This window comes from Lachnoclostridium sp., assembly GCF_031997925.1.
In the GTDB taxonomy this organism is placed as follows: Bacteria; Bacillota; Clostridia; order Lachnospirales; family Lachnospiraceae; genus Lachnoclostridium.
The window spans coordinates 27,303-46,059 of the sequence record NZ_DAMADT010000009.1 but is presented as its reverse complement, the minus strand read 5'-3'; the positions used below and the strand labels follow the sequence as shown (position 1 = coordinate 46,059).

The 18,757-nt window shown below is 34.4% G+C and carries 13 protein-coding genes; 12 read left to right on the top strand and 1 reads right to left on the bottom strand.

The annotated features are described in order from the left end of the window. The 5 genes from RTP52_RS08165 to baiCD all read left to right on the top strand — a co-directional run. On the top strand, positions 1–767 hold a 767-nt coding region (locus tag RTP52_RS08165; protein ID WP_312370425.1), incomplete at its 5' end, for an endo-1,4-beta-xylanase. Between the two features lie 226 nt (positions 768–993). After that, positions 994–1,947, top strand: a complete 954-nt coding sequence (locus tag RTP52_RS08160; RefSeq protein ID WP_312370423.1) for an SDR family NAD(P)-dependent oxidoreductase — start codon at positions 994–996, stop codon at positions 1,945–1,947. Between the two features lie 132 nt (positions 1,948–2,079). After that, complete coding sequence (locus tag RTP52_RS08155; RefSeq protein ID WP_312370421.1) at positions 2,080–2,655, top strand: rhomboid family intramembrane serine protease; 576 nt, start codon at positions 2,080–2,082, stop codon at positions 2,653–2,655. A gap of 272 nt (positions 2,656–2,927) precedes the next feature. Further along, the gene (locus RTP52_RS08150; protein ID WP_312370419.1) at positions 2,928–3,503 is read left to right on the top strand and encodes a TetR/AcrR family transcriptional regulator; all 576 of its coding nucleotides are present in this window, start codon (positions 2,928–2,930) and stop codon (positions 3,501–3,503) included. Between the two features lie 580 nt (positions 3,504–4,083). After that, positions 4,084–6,021: a bile acid Fe-S flavoenzyme BaiCD gene (gene baiCD / locus RTP52_RS08145; RefSeq protein WP_312370417.1), complete on the top strand. Its 1,938-nt coding sequence runs from the start codon at positions 4,084–4,086 to the stop codon at positions 6,019–6,021. A 208-nt stretch (positions 6,022–6,229) separates the two neighbouring features. Here baiCD and RTP52_RS08140 read toward each other — a convergent pair whose 3' ends face one another. Beyond that, positions 6,230–6,526 carry a DUF3892 domain-containing protein gene (locus RTP52_RS08140; RefSeq protein WP_312100566.1) on the bottom strand — a complete coding sequence of 99 codons (297 nt, stop codon included), beginning with the start codon at positions 6,524–6,526 and terminating at the stop codon, positions 6,230–6,232. Positions 6,527–7,146: 620 nt separating this feature from the next. Here RTP52_RS08140 and RTP52_RS08135 point away from each other — a divergent pair. From RTP52_RS08135 to RTP52_RS08105, 7 genes are all read left to right on the top strand, one after another. Continuing rightward, positions 7,147–9,018, top strand: a complete 1,872-nt coding sequence (locus RTP52_RS08135; protein ID WP_312370414.1) for a family 14 glycosylhydrolase — start codon at positions 7,147–7,149, stop codon at positions 9,016–9,018. A gap of 234 nt (positions 9,019–9,252) precedes the next feature. Further along, on the top strand, positions 9,253–10,395 hold the full coding sequence (locus RTP52_RS08130) for a GntR family transcriptional regulator (RefSeq protein WP_312370412.1): 1,143 nt from the start codon (positions 9,253–9,255) through the stop codon (positions 10,393–10,395). A gap of 324 nt (positions 10,396–10,719) precedes the next feature. After that, positions 10,720–12,177 carry an ABC transporter substrate-binding protein gene (locus tag RTP52_RS08125; RefSeq protein WP_312370409.1) on the top strand — a complete coding sequence of 486 codons (1,458 nt, stop codon included), beginning with the start codon at positions 10,720–10,722 and terminating at the stop codon, positions 12,175–12,177. Positions 12,178–12,344: 167 nt separating this feature from the next. Beyond that, positions 12,345–13,247, top strand: coding sequence for a carbohydrate ABC transporter permease (locus RTP52_RS08120; RefSeq protein WP_312370406.1), 903 nt, complete (start codon positions 12,345–12,347; stop codon positions 13,245–13,247). Positions 13,248–13,257: 10 nt separating this feature from the next. Continuing rightward, positions 13,258–14,139, top strand: a complete 882-nt coding sequence (locus tag RTP52_RS08115) for a carbohydrate ABC transporter permease (protein ID WP_312370405.1) — start codon at positions 13,258–13,260, stop codon at positions 14,137–14,139. Between the two features lie 109 nt (positions 14,140–14,248). Then, the gene (locus RTP52_RS08110) at positions 14,249–17,392 is read left to right on the top strand and encodes an alpha-mannosidase (RefSeq protein ID WP_312370403.1); all 3,144 of its coding nucleotides are present in this window, start codon (positions 14,249–14,251) and stop codon (positions 17,390–17,392) included. Positions 17,393–17,496: 104 nt separating this feature from the next. Next, on the top strand, positions 17,497–18,757 hold a 1,261-nt coding region (locus RTP52_RS08105; RefSeq protein ID WP_312370401.1), incomplete at its 3' end, for an alpha-L-rhamnosidase-related protein.

Below are 18,757 nucleotides of genomic sequence, written 5' to 3'. Positions count from 1 at the left end.
TAAAGCTTAGAGGACATACATTAGTATGGCATTCCCAAACACCGGATTGGTTCTTTAGAACAGGTTATAGTGCTAGTGGTTCGTATGTTAGCCAATCTGTTATGGATGCAAGAATGGAAATGTTTATTAAGTCTTATATGGGTCATATTTATAATGGAAACTACGGAAGTGTAGTTTATGCGTGGGATGTTGTGAATGAGTACTTACATGCCTCTACCTCTGGATGGTCACAAGTTTATGGCTCCAACCTCGGTACCACACCATCTTATGTAAAGAAAGCGTTCCAATATGCGTATGATTGTCTTAATAGTTTTGGATTAACGAATTCAGTAAGACTGTTTTATAATGATTACAACACCTATGAGGTTACAGATCAGATTATATCATTAGTCAATTTTATTAATACTGGTACGAAACTATGTGCGGGTGTTGGAATGCAGTCACACTTAAGTACCTCCTATCCTTCTGTATCAGCATATAAAACAGCAATGCAGAAATTCTTGAATGCAGGATATGAAGTACAAGTAACTGAACTTGATGTTACTAATACATCAGCTTCTGCACAAGCTACTTACGTATATGATTTAATGACTGCAATTCTTTCGCTGAAAAAAACAGGTGGGAATATCACTGGTATTACGTGGTGGGGACTATATGATAGCGTATCTTGGCGTGCCTCCCAAAATCCTTTGTTATTCAGTAATTTAACGACTCCGAAAGAATCTTATAATAAAGCATTACAAGCATATACAAATGCAGGATATTAATATTATTGAGAAGTGATGCTATAAAAAGTTATATTATAGCACATCAAGAGGGGATGTTTTATTACTAAATATAAAACTGCCATTTTAACCGTAAATGGTTACCCGCAATGGCAGAAGGTTGAAATATAATAATTTAGGAATAATTTATTTTGTGATTATGTAACTAAAGTCACATCAGATCTTTGGCTTTTATTGATATATATAAAGTCTAAAAATAGGAGGTTTTATGAAGGAAGGCAACGTTATCATTACTGGTGCGAATTCTGGCATTGGAAAGGCAGCAGCAATAAAGTTTGCTAAGGAAGGATTTAAGGTTATTATGGCATGTCGTAATCTCGAAAAAAGTAGAGTGATAAAACAAGAAATCATGGAGATTAGTAAAAATAATTCAATTGAATTATTACCACTGGATGTGTCTTCCTTTCAGTCAATTAAAGATTTTTGTAGAGAGATTCAAGCGAATTATAATAGATTAGATGTTATCATACATAACGCGGGGTATTTTAAGCATGGAGAAAAAGATTATCAATTAAGTAAGGACAATATCGAACTTTCCTTTGCTACAAACGTGTTTGGACCATTTCTTATGACTAAGCTACTATCAAATTTATTAAGAAATTCAGAAGATGGTAGAGTACTTACTGCTTGTAGTACAAATATTAGGCATTTTTTTGACCCAAAGAGAAAAATAGATTATGATAGTTTACAAGGAGAGTTAAAAGACGGTATCTCATATAATAGCTACAAGATGTACGGGGACTCTAAGATGGCCTTATTATTAATGACATTTGAGTTGGCAGAATATTATAAGAACGATGGGATTAAGATAAATGCAGTTCAGATTCCAGCAATAAAAATGTCAAAAGAGACTATTAAGAATTTCAAATCTTTTTGGAAAGTGGCTGCATTGATTCAAAATGCTTTCAGTTCGACAACCGAGTATATGGCAGATACTTACTATCATATCTGTACTTCTCATGATTACCAAGATGCTACAGGCAAATTAATCGATGACAAGGGACAAATTATGCAGGCTTCACATTATACGAAGGGAATAACACAAGAAATAAAGCAGCTATCTGATAAGCGTGTTTATCCCAGCTATGCAGCCAATCAAGAAAATATGAAAAGAATGTTGGAATTAGCGAATCGATTAACAAAGCCTTGGTTACCAGCTTAGGAAGTTGTAAGCTATAAGGGTATAGGATCCAATAAAGATAGTTGATTTTGAGAAAGTATTGGATGATCTCGGAAACAAGGTTATGTGATCAAGAGAATGTGATAAAATTATTTCATTATTAAAGGAGTACTTATGAAAGTTCTAAAGAGAATCGATTATAATGCACCAGTGGTACTAAGCTTTGCGCTCCTCTCTTTTATTGTTTTATTATTGGGAGAAGCAACAGGTGGAACAACTACTCTAAAATATTTTTGTGTTTATCGTTCTTCCTTGGCAGATCCGCTTACCTATTTTCGGTTATTTAGTCATGTCTTAGGTCATGCAAATCTACAACATTATGCAAGTAATATGCTTTTGTTATTAATCCTTGGGCCGATGCTGGAAGAAAAGTATGGTAGTAAAATAATACTCGAAATGATTGTAGTGACAGCCTTTGTTACTGGTGTCATTAATTTTATTTTCTTTACGAACGGATTATTAGGTGCAAGTGGAATCGTATTTATGATGATCGTTTTGTCTTCTATGGTTAGCTTAAAAGAGGGGAAGATACCATTAACACTGATTATTGTAGTAATTATCTATCTAGGACAAGAAATTTCGATTGGGCTAACAGCGAAAGATAACATATCGCACTTAACTCATATTTTAGGAGGAGTTTGTGGTGGAGTCATGGGAGCGATGGTTTTTAATAACAAGAAACTTGTATAGTGAAATCTACGATTTCTATTCTTTTGTCTACTAAAAAACATCTTTACAGTTATTGGCACTGTGTTATAATGAAAAGCAAGCTGTTTGGCAATAGAGTAAATTGTTTTGCAATAAACTTAACCGTTTAGTGATGAAGTAAAACGTAGTGATAAAGTAAAACGTAGTGATAAAGTAAACCGTAGTGATAAAGTAAACCGTTTAGTAATAAAGTAAAACGTTTATATTAAAGCAAGCCAAATAAATATATGATTACTAGTGAATAGAGGTCAAATTTGCGAGAATTAAAAAGCATTGAAGAAAAAATATTAGATAGAACATTGTATTTGATTGGTAAGGATGGCTCCTGTAATATATCGATAAGAGCTATTGCAAAGGAAGCAGATGTTAATGTAAGTGCTATAAACTACTATTTCCGCACGAAGGAGGAAATGCTAAAACAAGCGAAGGAGCTTTACATTATAAATACTCAATCCATTACTGCTATTCTTGAGGAAGAGTATGGAGATGAAGAAAAGCTAATCACTGCATGCAATGAAATTTTGGAATATATTATACGATATCCTGGAATTATTGTTTTATTAAAGGATGCCAAAGAAAAAGAGGACGAAATATCAAAAAGGATTTTAAATGCTTCCCAAGAGATGTCGAATGGTATCAATGATCTTTTAGATAAAGTATTAAAGGAAGATAATCTGAACCAATACAAGCGAATGATATTTTGGTCAGCCATTAATTATCCTGTTGAGAATCAATGGATAAATCATTTTAATACTTCTATCATGGAAGATAGAGAAGAAAGAATATCCTATATTAAGTACTTACTCTCGATGTTAATGGAAAAATCCTGATTACTTCAAATACAATTGTTTTTTATTAGATTCAGTACTATCTGAAAACCAGGAAAGAAGGGATTTTGACTTGAAAAAATTGGCAAAGAAATGTTCCTCAGCAATGTTTTTTGCCGTACATGTGGTGTGACAAGAATTGTTGATTATTGCATAGTTAATGATAAATTTGGAATTGTTCTGCAAGGGAAATGTGCAAAATGTGGCGGGAATGTAGCAAGATATGTGGAAGATTAAGATGGAATATTTTACTTAAGGATTGGGAGTTCCCCAATCCTTTTTTAAGCATCTAATTAATAATTAATAATCATTCACTTGTTGTAAATTAACTACATATTAAATTCTAAATAAAAAAAACCGCTATCCTTAGATAGTTTAATATACTTACAATTATCCCACATTCATATATTAATTAGCTTTTTATCGATAAAGTGATTTCATAGAAATTACTATGACAAAATTAAAACAAATTGTTTTAAACATATTGATTTAATTTTAACAATGATTTATAATCCAAGTATCATCATAATATAGTTATTTTAAGTTGTGGCATTCGATGATAATAAAAGTTGGAGGTTAGGTTATGGCTTACGAGAAATTATTTAGTCCAATAAAACTAAGAGGATTGGAATTAAAAAACCGAATTATGTTTCCTGCGATGGGAACGAAGATGCCCACAGAAGAAAAGCAAATGAATCAACAATTAATAGACTATCATGTAGCTAGAGTGAAGGGCGGATGTGGATTAAACTTTTCTGAGGTTTGCTCTGTATATCGTTTAGCTTCCCCTAAAAAATTCTTAGCAATTAGTGAAGATAAATATATACCAGGATTAAAGAGATTGACCGATGCCATTCATGAAGCCGGTGGAAAAGCGGGGGTACAGTTATGGCTTGGTGGTATGGCTGTAGGAAGTGATCCTGAACAGATGATTATCATACCAAGTGAAGTTCCTGTGCCAGGCACAGATTATATATTACCTGGAGTAAGCATTGAAACAATTAACGAAGCTGTGAATGCATTTGGCGAAGCTGCGAAAAGAGCTGTTGAAGCAGGATTTGATACAATAGAATTCCATGCTGGGCATAATTATACGCCTCACTCCTTTTTAAGCCCATTTTTTAATAGAAGAACGGATGAGTATGGTGGAAGCCTTCCTAACCGTGCAAGATTTTTAATTGAATGTATCGAAGCTATACGACAGAACATTCCAGAGGATATGCCTCTATTTATGAGAATTGATGCTCATGATGACTCTCTAGAGGGTGGACTTACGATAGAAGAAGTTATCGAGTTTTGTAAAATGGCAAAGGATTCAGGAGTAGATGTACTGGATGTTTCCAGAGGTAATTTCTCAAGCGCAGCGATCAAATACGAGGTTCCGCCGATTGACTTACCAAGAGGATTTAATGTTGAGAATGCAGCAAGAATCAGAAGAGAAACGGGCATGACTACAGTTGCAGTTGGTAGAATTAATGATCCTTTGCAGGCAGAGACAATATTAGCAGAGGATAAAGCGGATATGGTTGTCATAGGTCGTGCTCAATTAGCAGATCCTGAATTTTGTAATAAGGCAAAAGAAGGGCAAGAAAGTAGTATTGTACGCTGTGTAGGTTGTAATCAGGGCTGCTATGACGGCTTTGTATCAACAGAGATGCCATTTATCACCTGTTTAAGAAATCCTGCTCTTGGAAGGGAAGTAGAATATCAACTTACCGTAACAACGAACCCTAAAAAGGTATTAATTATTGGTGGGGGCATAGGAGGAATGGAAGCTGCCCTGCAGTTAAAAAGAAGAGGACATCATCCAATTGTATGTGAAGCCTCAGATATGCTTGGTGGTCAGTTCGCTTTGGCAGGAGAAGCCCCAAGAAAAGAAGAGATGAAGCAAGCCGCACTTGCGATGGGAGAACAAGTGAAGAGTGAAGGTGTTGAGGTTAGACTTAATACCCCTGTTACTACAGAACTAATCGAGCAGATTAATCCACAGGAAGTTATTATAGCGGTAGGTTCTGCGCCAATCGAATTAAATATTCCAGGAGCAAAACTTTCTCATGTAACGAACTCACATGTTGTACTCGCTGGTAAAAAAGAAGTTTCTGGCAGAGTTGTAGTAATTGGTGGCGGACTTGTTGGTCTAGAGGTTGCTGAATATATCCATGGGATGGCAGATCATATTACAGTGGTAGAAATGCTTGATCAGGTTGCAAAGGATCTTGGTCAGCTTCGTAATATCTGCGTTATGGAAAGCCTTTATGCTGCCGGTATAGAAACAGTAACCAATGCAAAATGTGTTGAAATAAAGGAACATGCAGTGGTAGTAGATAGAATGGGTAATTTGGAAGAAATCCCTTGTGAATTTGTTGTCGTAGCTATCGGTGCAAAGTCACGTAATTATGATAATATTATCACATACTGTAAGGAAAATAACATAACAACTCATGTGATTGGAGATGCTGTTCGAGCAAGAAGAGCTCTTAATGCAGTTGCTGAGGCAAATGAAGTGGCTAGAGTTATATAATTTAAAACTGATAGTAGGCTCTTTTATCAGATAGAATGTGATATATGCCTGAAAAAGGGTATGAATCTGATAGTAAGTATGAATCTGTTATAAAGAAAGGCAAACTGATATTCCTTGGGGAACTTCAGTTTGCCTAAATCTGTTTTAAGAATCCTATTTTCAATTATTCTTATGAAAATCAAAATTTGCTAATATTACAAAAAACAACTTAACTTTTTACAGTCGGTAAACTACTTAAATTATTGTTCTCTGTACCATCAGGTAAGGACTTTAGATATTCGGTATCTTTACGGTGTGCTACACCAACTCCACTGATTTCACCAGCCTTGGCAAGTTGAACGCCTTCTTCCTTTGAAACAATGACACCATCCGATAATTGATAACCTGTAATAGTACCACTTTCCTTTACTAAGCCAGTAATGTGTTTTGCATTTTCTTTCGGTTGTGGTATATCATCCAGTGCTGCCATAGCGAGAGAGGAACCGTCAATTTTATTATTTTCCATAATTTACTCCATTTCTGCGCTGCCCGATAGAACGTTAAGTTTGTGGTTGCAGCGCAGACACAAACTTAGTAAGGGGAAATTTCTCTTTCCTCCTTATCTTTTTAACGAGTGTAAAGATAGTATTGCTTCAGTGAAACGAAAAGTATTCATAAAGAAACAAATGGTAAAAGAAACTATTATCTTTCGCTTTGACAAAGCTATTTTACCATGCTAGAATATCAAAGGATTTGCAAATGCTTTTAATAAGAAATAATTCAGTTATAAAATGCAGATATTTCTAAATTTAGTGATTTTTGCGAGTGCGGTATAAAAAGATAACATAAGGACGTTATAATCGATAATTTCATCAAAGACTGGATTCATTTCAACTCATGCGATTGGAGATGCTGTTCGAGCAAGAAGGGCTCTTAATGCAGTTGCCGAGGTAAATGAAGTGGATAGAGCTTTATAGTACAAATAAGTCATTCTTTATGTGATAAGGGGTTTTTGCAAAATAGCTGATTAAGCTATGGAGCAAAGGCTCCTTTCTTATTTTGTTCAAAAATAAAAAATGAATTGACATACCAAACATGGATTGGTATATTTAATTATATCAAATAAAAGGGAACGGATGTGAAAGTATGGAGCTTTGTAGTGGGATGAAAGAGGTCGTAATATGTGGAATTCCTTTTGGAACAGAGGGAGAGAGAGAAGCATTAAAGAGAGCGAAAGAAACAGGGGCGACAGCTATTCAAGTTTATACGTTTTGGAAGGATTTCGAGCCTTTAAAAAGAGGTCTTTATGACTGGAGTAAATATGATAGGGAAGTGAACTTGATTCTGGATGCGGGGTTAAAATACGTACCTTTTATTCTAATGGGGCCTAAATATGCAGCTCCAAATTGGTGGCTAAATTCAAAGGAGCATAAGGGGTTGAGTTGTCTTGAACACCAAAAAATATCTCTGATTGAGTCAATTTGGAACATAGAATTTAGAAATGAAATAACTAGAGTACTGGAAGCTTTTGCAAATCATTATTTGCCTATGAAAGTGTTAGAATCTATTCAGCCGGGAATTAGTGGAGATTATGGTGAGGCTATCTTTCCTGTACATGGCAATTGGCCAGGTGATTATCATACACACCAAGGTTATTGGTGTGGTGATCAAGATGCCAAGGATAGTTTTAGGAGGTATCTATTACTAAAATACAAGGAGATAGATAAACTGAATGTTACATGGAGATCTCATTATGTTGCTATAGGCGAAATAGAACCATTTTTACCGCATCGGGCACCATCAAGAGATGCCTTACTTGATATGTTAGAGTGGTATCGAGGAAGTATGACTGAGTATGCCGAATATTGGTTAAAAGAATGTCGCAGGATTTTCCCTAATACACCTGTATATCTTTGCACTGGCGGTACAGAAGAACCAGAGCATGGTGCAAGTTTTAGTTCGCAAGCAAAAATTGCAGCCAAATATCAGTGTGGACTACGTCTAACGAATGAAGGAAATAAATTTTACGATAATTTCGTTTGGACAGCATTTACCAAAAGTGCATGTGAATTTTATGGAGCTTATCTAGGACTTGAACCTGTTGGTCCTGTAACAAACAAGGGTGTAGCTACAAGGATATTCAGTTCAGCGGCATTTGGTAATCGACAGATATTTCATTATTATACGAATCTCTTTGATGATGACAATAATCCTCTTCCTGCAGCAGGAATTTCTAAGAAGTATTCCGGGCTAATTGCTGAGTCAAAAATGAGCAAGGCAATAGCATTTTTCTGGCCAGGATATATGGCTACATTAAATGGAGGTATCCCAGAGTCTGTGAAAAAATCGCTTATCTGGATGAGAAGAAGATGTAATTGTATGCCTGTTAATGAAGAGATGATTCTAGATGGTGCATTAAATTCTTATAGATTATTGGTGATATCGATATCTGGTTTCACATCGAAAGAAGTGCTTAAGAAGATTGCAGCTTGGGTAAACGAGGGAGGTGTTCTAGTCGCCGCTGGTAATATGAGTGACATTGATTTAATGGAGGTTCTAGAATATAACGCTTTATTTGGTATAACAAGGGAGTCGGAAGAAGTAGCAGGTCATTGCACACAAGTGATTTCTGATCATAACGAGTTTACCAACCTGTCTACAATAAGCCAATTTAGTGCAACCAAGGCGTGGATGAATTTACATACTGATACGGTTTTACTTTCAGTGTCTATGGAGGATGAGGGATATTCAGGTACTATAATAAGAAAGTGTAGTTCGACATTTTACAAAAGGACTGGTAATGGGATAGCAATATATTATAATGGACCAATAAGTTTTGAAGAAGATAAGGAAGCAATGTTTTTAGATCAGGGAGCGTTTCGATTATTGCTACAAGATGTAATGGTTCAATATTCTTACTTAGAAGATTTGACACCTAATAGCAACGAGGTAGCACGAGCGATGATACAGGAGAAGGTTTATGTTTTAACTGAAGACGGGGAAATAATTGAGGAATGATAAAAACTATAAATGTAAAGAGCTTTACTGAAATAGCCATTGACTAAGTTATTAAAATATAATATGATATATCAAAAGAGCGATTTAGAAAGAAACAAGATGTGAGAGCAGGTTACCACGCATGTTATGAATAAAAATGCGTCCACTGGGCTATCTTTCTAAGTGTTTTCCGGCAAATATAAACATGGAATGTTTATGTAATGGAATCAGAATACTATGAATATGGAGAATTATATGAGTGCAAATCACGCATCCCCAAAGTATAAAATTATTATTGATGACCTTTTGGAACGAATTAAAAAAAATGATTATTCATATGATAATCCTTTGTGTACGGAGAAGCAATTATCACTGGATTATGATGTAAGCAGAATTACGGCAAAGCGTGCAATAACTGAATTAGAACAGCAAGGTATTCTATATAGAAAACGTGGTGTTGGTAGCTTTGTGTCCAAAGATTCTGTAGCAAAATCATTTGTAAACACAAATATCTCTATTGATAATTCAAATACATTTGTGTTGCTAACCCCATTTGATATATCGAAAGGTGATATGTTAAGAACAGTAGATGTTGTGAATACTGTTTTGAGTAAAAAAGGGTTTTTTATGGGTGTTTATATAACAAATGATATAAACGAAGAAAGATCGCTAAAACAGTTAATTGAAAAGAAATATGCAGGACTTGTATACTATCCTTTAAAAAATAATATACATCTAAATCTACTTAAAAACTTTGTACTAGAAGGAAAACCAGTAATCATTGTAGATAAACCAATAGAATGTTCTTATTTGCATAATGTGACATCAGATAATTTAGAGGGTGGTAGACAGCTTACAGAGCATCTTATTGAACTTGGACATAGAAATATTGCTTTTATGTGCGATTCGTGTATTGATGAAGTCTCATCTGTTGGAGACCGATTTGGGGGCTACTTAAATCAATTAAAAAGTGCCGGAATTACTCCAAATTCAGAATTTATAGTAGAATCACTCAATGTGCTAGAAGGTTTACCATATCCTCAGAACGATGTTAGTATACGTCTTTTAAATGCGGTAAAACAACTATATTCTAAAAAAATAACTGCAATTATAACAGAAAATGACGAACTGGCTTACTATGTATTATTAGCATGTGAAAAGTTAAATATCTCTGTCCCAAGTGAATTGAGTATATGTGGATTTGATAATAGCATGTGGTCTAAAAAAGAAAACATATCAATTACTACGATTAATCAAGATTTTATTGAAATGGGAGAACAGATTAGTCATATTTTATTACAGTCTTCCTGTGCGGCAGATTTAGTGCCTGCAAAACATATTATTCCTGTCAAATTAATAGTGGGAGATACTACAGACAAACCACGTTTTGATCTATAATCTTGAAGATAATTAGCCGGTGCTGATTTTGATACGTTAAAACAGCATCGGCTAAAAAAATGTCTAATTGATATGATATATCATAATAAATTGAAATTATTAAAAATATAGAAAAAAATAAAATAATACACAAGAAAAATGCTATTAATACAAACAATATATACAATTAGACGTAGAAAAACAAGGAAGTATAAAATATACTATAAAATATATTGACATATCAAATAAATTTGATATAATTTAACTATATCAAATAGTTAGATGCCTTGTATGGGGCTTCTAGCTTGGATTGATAATACATATTGTAAAGGAGATCGGATGAGGATGAAAAAAAGACTATGTGTTTTGTTGTGCATCGCTTTAATTATGGGTATTCTGAGCGGATGCGGTAACAAGGGAGGAAATGAATCTGCTAATACGAATCAAAAAAATGTACCAGATTCAACAGAAACGACAACAGAAGGTAAAACAGAAGAAACTGGGAAAGCAGAGCAGATAATTGTAAAGTTTGGTTTAGGTCCTTTGGAAGAAGATACTGAAGCTATATGGGATGATTATAATAAGACAGTTGATAAGTTTAAAGAAACACATCCTAATGTACAAGTAGAAAATGCTCGTTATGATTATAATGTTGATACATTTGTTCCACTTGCAGAGTCTGGGAATTTACCTACAGTTTTTGGAACTTGGTTTTCAGAGCCACAGAAGTTAATTGCAAATGGATACGCAGCGGATATTACAGATATTCTTGCTAAACGTGGATGGTTAGATAAAATGAATGAATCGATTCGCGGAATACTTTCTGATAAAGATGGACGTGTTTACGGAATTCCAGCATCAGGATATGCATTAGGTTTAATGCAAAATGTAGAATTGTTCAAAGCGGCAGGATTAGTGGATGGAAATGGTGCTCCACTTATTCCAGCAACATGGCAAGAAGTTGCTGAATTTGCTAAGAAGATTAAAGATACAACTGGAAAGAGCGGAATATGTATCTTAGCACAAGATAATGGTGCAGGTTGGCATTTTTCTAATATTGCATGGGGATTCGGAGCGACACTTACTGTTGATAACGGAGACGGTACATATACAGCAGCAGTTAATACAAATGAAGCAATTGAAGCAATGGAATACGTAAAGTCCTTAAAGTGGGAATATGATGTTCTTACAGAAGATCCACTTTCTGAAAATGGTGGTACTGGATTTGCACAACTAGCATCTGGAAATGCAGCTATGTTTATTGGTGCTAGTGACGGTTTACCACAATTGGTTAATAATGGTGCTAAGTTAGGTGAATTTGCAATTTGTGGCTTACCAGCTGGACCAAAAGGACAGTATTCACTGTTTGGTGGTACACCATATATGTTCTCACCAGACGCGACGGAGGCTGAAATTAATGCTGCATTAGACTTCTTAACACTTAGAGGAATTGGACCAGAAGTAAATGAAGAAGCAATTGCTGCAGCTGTTAAAATTACTGTGGAAAGTGGTTTCCCAGCTGTTCCTGGCTTTGCATTATGGGATAGTGAAGAATTAGCTACTGCTCAAAATAAGATTATAAAAGAAAATAGTAACATGGATCCAGCTTTATATGAAAATTATTTTTCAACAACTGTAAAAGAAGGAAATCTTCATTTAGAGGAAGCCGGAGCAACACAAGATTTATATGCAGAATTAACAAAAGTTATTCAAGCGGTATTAACTGATAAAAATGCAGATGTAGCTTCCCTCATGACGACAGCAAACAAGAATTATCAAACAATTTTAGATAATTTAAAATAATATAAGCTAGGAAATTTCGGTAAATAAATCTGGATTTTCAGAAAACAGCAAGCGAGGCGAAAAGTGGGGAATTTGAGCTTTTGCCTCGCTTGTTTACAAATGGTTGCAGATAGAACACAGGAATTTGTATGCTTATTATCCTTTACATATTATTGAACGGAGATTGAATGAAGATGAAAAATAGGAATAGAACAAAAAAGGCTAAGTTTACAAAACAGGATTTATTCGGGTGGTGCATATTGTTACCAGGAATTTTACTGTTCTCTTTTTTTGTATGGGTACCTTTGTTAACTAGTGTTAAACTGTCATTTTTTTCGACGAAAGGATTTCAAACACAAGAATTTATTGGTTTTCAAAACTATATCAATGTATTTAGACATCCCGATTTTCTGGCGGCATTAAAAAATACGTTTGTTTATATTGGATGGTCTTTAATCATAGGCTTTTTCACACCAATTATTGTGGCTATTTTGGTATCTGATACAGTTTTATTTAAGGGGTTTTTCAGAGCGGCTATATATTTTCCAGCAATGATTCCAGGTCTTGCATCTACTCTTATTGCAACATTTTTCTTTCTTGGAAGTAAATCAGGAGTAATGAATATTTTGGCTTCTAAATTAGGACTACAACCACAAGTATGGCTTTCACACCCAACATGGACAATTCCTATTATCATTATTTTATGTACCTGGAGAGGTTTTGGCGGAACATCTTTAATTTATATGGCGAATATAAGTGGAATTAGTTCGGAATTATATGAAGCAGCAGCTATTGATGGTGCTGGCTATTTTAGGAGAGTACGGCATATCATTGTACCTTCTGTCATGCCATTAGCTAAGACGTTATTGATTCTTCAAGTAATATCAGTATTCCAGATATTATATGAACCATTAATTATGACAAATGGCGGACCCAATAATGCAAGTATCTCAATTATGCAACTTGTTTATCGATATGCTTTTGAGAAGTTTGATTATGCAAGTGCTTCTGCCTTATCCGTTATTATCTGTTTGATTCTGATTGTTATTAGTGCCTTATATAATAGAGCGACGAAGAAAAAAGAAGACTAGGGGGAAGAACATGTTGTTAAATAAGTATAGTGATAAAAAAGATGGAGCAATTCGTTCTTTTGATTTTATTTCAAATAAGTTAAAAATGCTATATCTCATAATTGGAATTTTGTGTGTAATCATTGCTGTTATTATGCTTTTTCCGGCAATATGGATATTTATGGGCGGATTTAAGGATGTTAAAGAATTAAATAGTAGCATGCAATTATGGCCTGAAAAAATCGATATAAGAGTTTTGATTGATACCTGGAAACATATGAATTTTATGAAATATTATATCAATTCGTTTATCATAGTTATTGGAAGTGTTATTTGTTCTGTTTTCTTTAATGGACTTATGGCATATGGTTTAGCAATTTTAAAACCAAAAGGATATAAGATTATTTATACGTTAGTTTTATTGTGTCTTATGATTCCCTCTACAGGAAGTATTGTAGCGCTTTACGTGAATATTTGTAAGCTTGGTATGAGTAATTCCTTTTTTCCACTTTGGTTAGGAGCAGGAGCAGGAGCGTTTAATGTAATCCTGTTTGCAAATTTCTTTAAAGGGCTACCAAAAGATTTTTTAGAGGCAGCAAGATTAGATGGTGCAGGTAATTTACGCTTGTTCCTTAAAATAGTATTGCCATTAGCAAAGCCCATTGTAATGGTAATTGTAATTTTTGGTATCTCTGGAGCTTGGTCAGATTTCCTATTACCATATCTTCTTTTAAATCATTCTGGAAAAGAGACCGTTATGGTAAAGCTTTATTTAATGCAAGGGCTTAATTCAACAACGAGTATTACTATGATAAGAGCAATTATATTCTCGATTATACCACCTACCATCTTCTTTATTATCTTTCAGAAGAAAATTACAGATGGTGCAGTTGGAGCTGGAATTAAAGGATAACGTAGGGGGAGTAGTACTTGTTGTGTAGAATCTAATGAATGAACTGAGAATGAGTAAGGGTTTAATAAGTGTAGTTAAAAACGGACAACTTTTAAAGGTGGGTAATCATATGGAACAAATAAAAGAAAGAATTGGGAAGTTGATTGAGGATATTGGTCAGCTAAGATATCAAGATGAATTTAGCAATATTGGTTTTAAGATGCTAAAATCAGATGAAAAACTTGAGGATATTAAAAATTTAAATACAGATAGTTGGGCTGATTTTAAAGAGAATCAACTTTGGGGTGGGGATCTTGAATATTTTTGGTTTGAAACTATTGTAACAATTCCAGAACAATTTGATGGAAAATGCGTAGTGTTTGAACTTAGTACGGGCAAAGAAGGTGAATGGGATGCAATTAATCCACAATTCGCTGTTTATATTGATGGTATGTTTAGACAAGGTTTTGATGTAAATCATAGAGAAATTGTTTTATCAGAGTCAGCAAAATGGGGAGAAAATTATCGAATAATTTTATCTGCATTTACAGGAACTTCGAATTTTCGATTGACACTAAATGCAAGATTAAGAGTACTGGATTGTGAAACAGAGAAATATTATTATGATCTATTAGTTCCATATGAGAACATGAAATTATTAGAGCAGGATGATAAAAATTATCTTGTTACTTTAAAATGTTTGAATGAATCATTGAATTTAGTAGATCTAAGATGTGAATATTCAGAGGAGTATTATAATTCTTTACATAGAGCACAGAATTACTTAATGGAAGAATTTTATGAAAAACATTGTGGTGAAAGTGAAAGTACGGTATGTTGTATCGGGCATACACATATAGATGTTGCATGGTTATGGACGTTAGAGGTTACAAAAGATAAGGTAGCTAGAAGTTTTTCAACTGTAATTGAAATGATGGAAAAGTATCCGGAATATAAATTTATGGCGAGTCAACCTCAATTGTTGGATTATGTTAAAAAGAATGTGCCAGAACTTTTTGAAAAAATAAAAGAAAAAATAAGAGAAGGCCGGTTTGAGGTCGAGGGTGGCATGTGGTTAGAAGCTGATTGCAATTTAACATCAGGAGAATCTTTAGTGAGACAATTTTTGCATGGAAAAAAATTCATGAAAGATGAATTTGATAAGGATAATATTGTCTTGTGGCTTCCAGATGTGTTTGGATATTCCGCAGCATTACCTCAAATCATGAAGAAATCTGGAATTAAATACTTTGTTACTTCTAAGATTAGTTGGAGTGAATTTAATCAGATGCCATTTGATACGTTTTTATGGCAAGGTATAGATGGAAGTGAAATATTATCTCATTTTATTACGACACAAGATTATAAAGTAAATACGGATCAGCCTATCAATGATCAACAACAAACAACATATGTTGGGAAAATAACGCCAAGTCATGTAAAAGGATGTTGGAGAAGATATAGTCAAAAACATATGAATAATGAAGTGATGCTATCGTTTGGTTATGGTGATGGGGGTGGCGGACCAACAAAAGAAATGTTAGAGTATGCTAGAAGAATGGAAAAAGGACTTCCGGGATGTCCCAAAACTGTAAATGGTACTCTAGATGATTTTATGATGCAGTTAGAACAAAGAGTTTCCGGTCAAAAACATTTGCCTACTTGGGTAGGGGAACTTTATTTAGAATATCACCGTGGTACTTACACGTCTATGGGTAGAAATAAGAAGTATAATCGTAGAACAGAATTTGCATACCAAAATGCGGAGCTATATGCAATGATTGATAGAGAACTTCTAGGAGGAAATTATCCTACACAAACTATTCGTGAAGCGTGGGAAGTGATCTTACGAAACCAATTCCATGATATATTACCAGGTTCTTCGATAAAAGAAGTTTATGATGATTCAAAATTAGAATATGAAAAGATAATAAAATGGAATGAAGAACTACTTCGAGATTCGCTTGAACATATTGTTGCAAAAATTGATATTCCCCAAAACTCTGTTGTTATCTTTAATCCAAACGGATTCCCTTGTGATGATATTGTTCAAATTCCAGATATGGATGCAAAGGAAAATTTGGTCGCTTATAGTGGAAATAGTCAGGTGCCGTTACAAAAAACAGCAGAGGATAAGTTGATTTTTATGGCAGAGAAAATACCTGCAAAGGGATACAAAACATATTATCTCAAACAAGAAGTACAGCCAAGTGAAATGATGAAAATAACAAAACATTATTTAGAAAATCAATATTTTGAGATAGAATTGAACCAAAATGGACAATTTTCGAGGTTTTACGATAAAATAGCTCATAGAGATATTTTAAAGCAGAATGAATGTGGTAATGTAATTATGAGTTATGAAGATAGACCACACAATTTTGATGCTTGGGATCTTGCGATTTATTATCCAGAAAAATCATGGGAAATTACGCAGGTGGACTCCATTGAAGTAATTGAAGAAGGGCCTGTGAGAGGCGTTCTTGCAATTACTCGGTCATATTTGAACTCTAAAATTATTCAGTATATTACTATTTATAATCAAATACCAAGAGTGGATATTAAAAATTGTATCGATTGGAAAGAAAAACAAATCTTCCTAAAATTATTTTTTCCAGTAGAAATTCATGCGAATGAAGCTACATATGATATCCAGTTTGGTAATGTGAAACGTCCGACACATAAAAATACCTCCTGGGATGCAGCCAAGTTTGAAGTATGTGCCCATAAGTGGATTGACATATCAGAAGAGGGATATGGAGTAAGTATTCTAAATGATTGTAAGTATGGATATAGCATTGAAGAAAATGTAATTGGATTATCTATGCTGAAATCCGGCATATACCCTAATCCAGAAGCAGATAAAGAATATCATGAATTTACTTATTCGATTTTACCGCATCAGAATGGATGGAGAGAAGCAAACATCATTCAACGGGCGTATGAGTTTAACAATTCTCTTGCTGCTGTTGTTAAGCAAAACGAAGGAGGCATATTAGAAGAACAATTTTCATTTGTTACGGTAGACTGTGATAATGTGATTGTTGAAACAATAAAAAAAGCAGAAGATAATGACGATATTGTGGTTAGAATATACGAAGCACACAATAAGAGAAATTATTTTACCCTTAATTTCTGTAAAGAGATTGACTACATAGTGGAATGCGACTTGATGGAAAATCAGATTGGAGATGTTGAGTTTCATCAAAATATGGCAAGGGGTTCTATTAAACCATATGAAATAAAAACATTTAGAGTTCGAATGAAACAATAAAATTGTGGTTTTCGTGATGATATGTATGGATAACCTGATGGATTAAGTAAAAACGAACAAGCATAGCAAAAACGAATACGCATAGTAGAATGGAGGCTTATCCAATGCCAAATAGTAATAGGGATTATCTTTTGAATAGATTTACGAAAGAGAATCAGGACAGAATGCAAGAAGATTGTAGAAAACGTATCATGATAACTCCAAAGAAAATATTATGGGAGACAACTAAGAAAGACGCATATCTTGTGGATAGCAAGGTGTTACTTGAGGATCGTCCGGTGCAGATATCCTTACAAGCGAATAAACCTTGTACGATGTGTAATGATGGTAACATCCCTTCGTTATTATTAGATTTTGGTTTTGAATTACATGGAGGTATCATCCTTTCTATTTGGTCCGAGAGCAGTGGTGAGGGAGCAAAACTAAGAGTAAGATTTGGTGAGTCTGCAATGGAGACTATGAGTGAGCTTGGTGAGGGGAATACTGCTACGAATGATCATGCGAATAGAGATTTTGTAACAACTGTTAGAAATATGAGCATGAATCCAATGGGTGAAACTGGTTTTCGATTTGTAAGAATTGATTTGCTATCACCTAACTGTAAAGTGGAGATAAAAACAATTAAAGCCCTTTTTGCGTTCAAAGATGTACCGTATAAAGGTAGCTTTTATTGTAGTGATGAACGAATCAATCAAATTTGGAATGTTGGAGCTTACACGGTTCACCTAAATATGCAAGAATATATTTGGGATGGAATAAAACGAGATCGTCTTGTATGGATTGGAGATATGCATCCGGCAACACTTACGGTTCAAACAGTATTTGGATATGATGATTCCGTTGAAAGAAGTTTAGATTTTATTAAGGAGGAGACGCCTCTTCCTGCTTGGATGAATACGTTTCCAGCATACTCGATGTGGTGGATTATTATTCAGCATGATTGGTTTATGTATAATGGTAATTTAGGCTATTTAGAAAGTCAAAAGCAATATTTCATTGCTTTACATCAACAATTATCAGAAATGTTGGATGAGAATGGGAAAGATATTACTCCTGAACCAAGATTTATCGATTGGAATTCAGTGGGCAATGTTGATGCAACGGATGCAGGATTACAAGCGCTACATTTTATGGCTACCTTTAAGTTGAGAAGATTATTTGAGGTGCTGAAAGAATTTGATTTAGTAGCAGAATGTGGAGCCGATTTAGAAAAAATGAAACAATATTCTGTTGATGTGGGTGGTTCGAAACAGGCAGCAGCTTTATTGGTAATGGCGGGATTGCTTGATGCAAATAAAACGAATGACGAACTTTTGAGCCAGAATGCTTGCGCAGGGATGTCAACATTTATGGGGTACTATATAT

What these genes read in the sequence shown, in the direction of transcription:
- RTP52_RS08160 (WP_312370423.1), top strand. Translation starts at nt 994, where the DNA reads ATGAAGGAAGGCAACGTTATCATTACTGGTGCGAATTCTGGCATTGGA.
- RTP52_RS08155 (WP_312370421.1), top strand. Translation starts at nt 2,080, where the DNA reads ATGAAAGTTCTAAAGAGAATCGATTATAATGCACCAGTGGTACTAAGC.
- baiCD (WP_312370417.1), top strand. Translation starts at nt 4,084, where the DNA reads ATGGCTTACGAGAAATTATTTAGTCCAATAAAACTAAGAGGATTGGAA.
- RTP52_RS08140 (WP_312100566.1), bottom strand. Translation starts at nt 6,526, where the DNA reads ATGGAAAATAATAAAATTGACGGTTCCTCTCTCGCTATGGCAGCACTG.
- RTP52_RS08135 (WP_312370414.1), top strand. Translation starts at nt 7,147, where the DNA reads ATGGAGCTTTGTAGTGGGATGAAAGAGGTCGTAATATGTGGAATTCCT.
- RTP52_RS08130 (WP_312370412.1), top strand. Translation starts at nt 9,253, where the DNA reads ATGAGTGCAAATCACGCATCCCCAAAGTATAAAATTATTATTGATGAC.
- RTP52_RS08125 (WP_312370409.1), top strand. Translation starts at nt 10,720, where the DNA reads ATGAAAAAAAGACTATGTGTTTTGTTGTGCATCGCTTTAATTATGGGT.
- RTP52_RS08120 (WP_312370406.1), top strand. Translation starts at nt 12,345, where the DNA reads ATGAAGATGAAAAATAGGAATAGAACAAAAAAGGCTAAGTTTACAAAA.
- RTP52_RS08115 (WP_312370405.1), top strand. Translation starts at nt 13,258, where the DNA reads ATGTTGTTAAATAAGTATAGTGATAAAAAAGATGGAGCAATTCGTTCT.
- RTP52_RS08110 (WP_312370403.1), top strand. Translation starts at nt 14,249, where the DNA reads ATGGAACAAATAAAAGAAAGAATTGGGAAGTTGATTGAGGATATTGGT.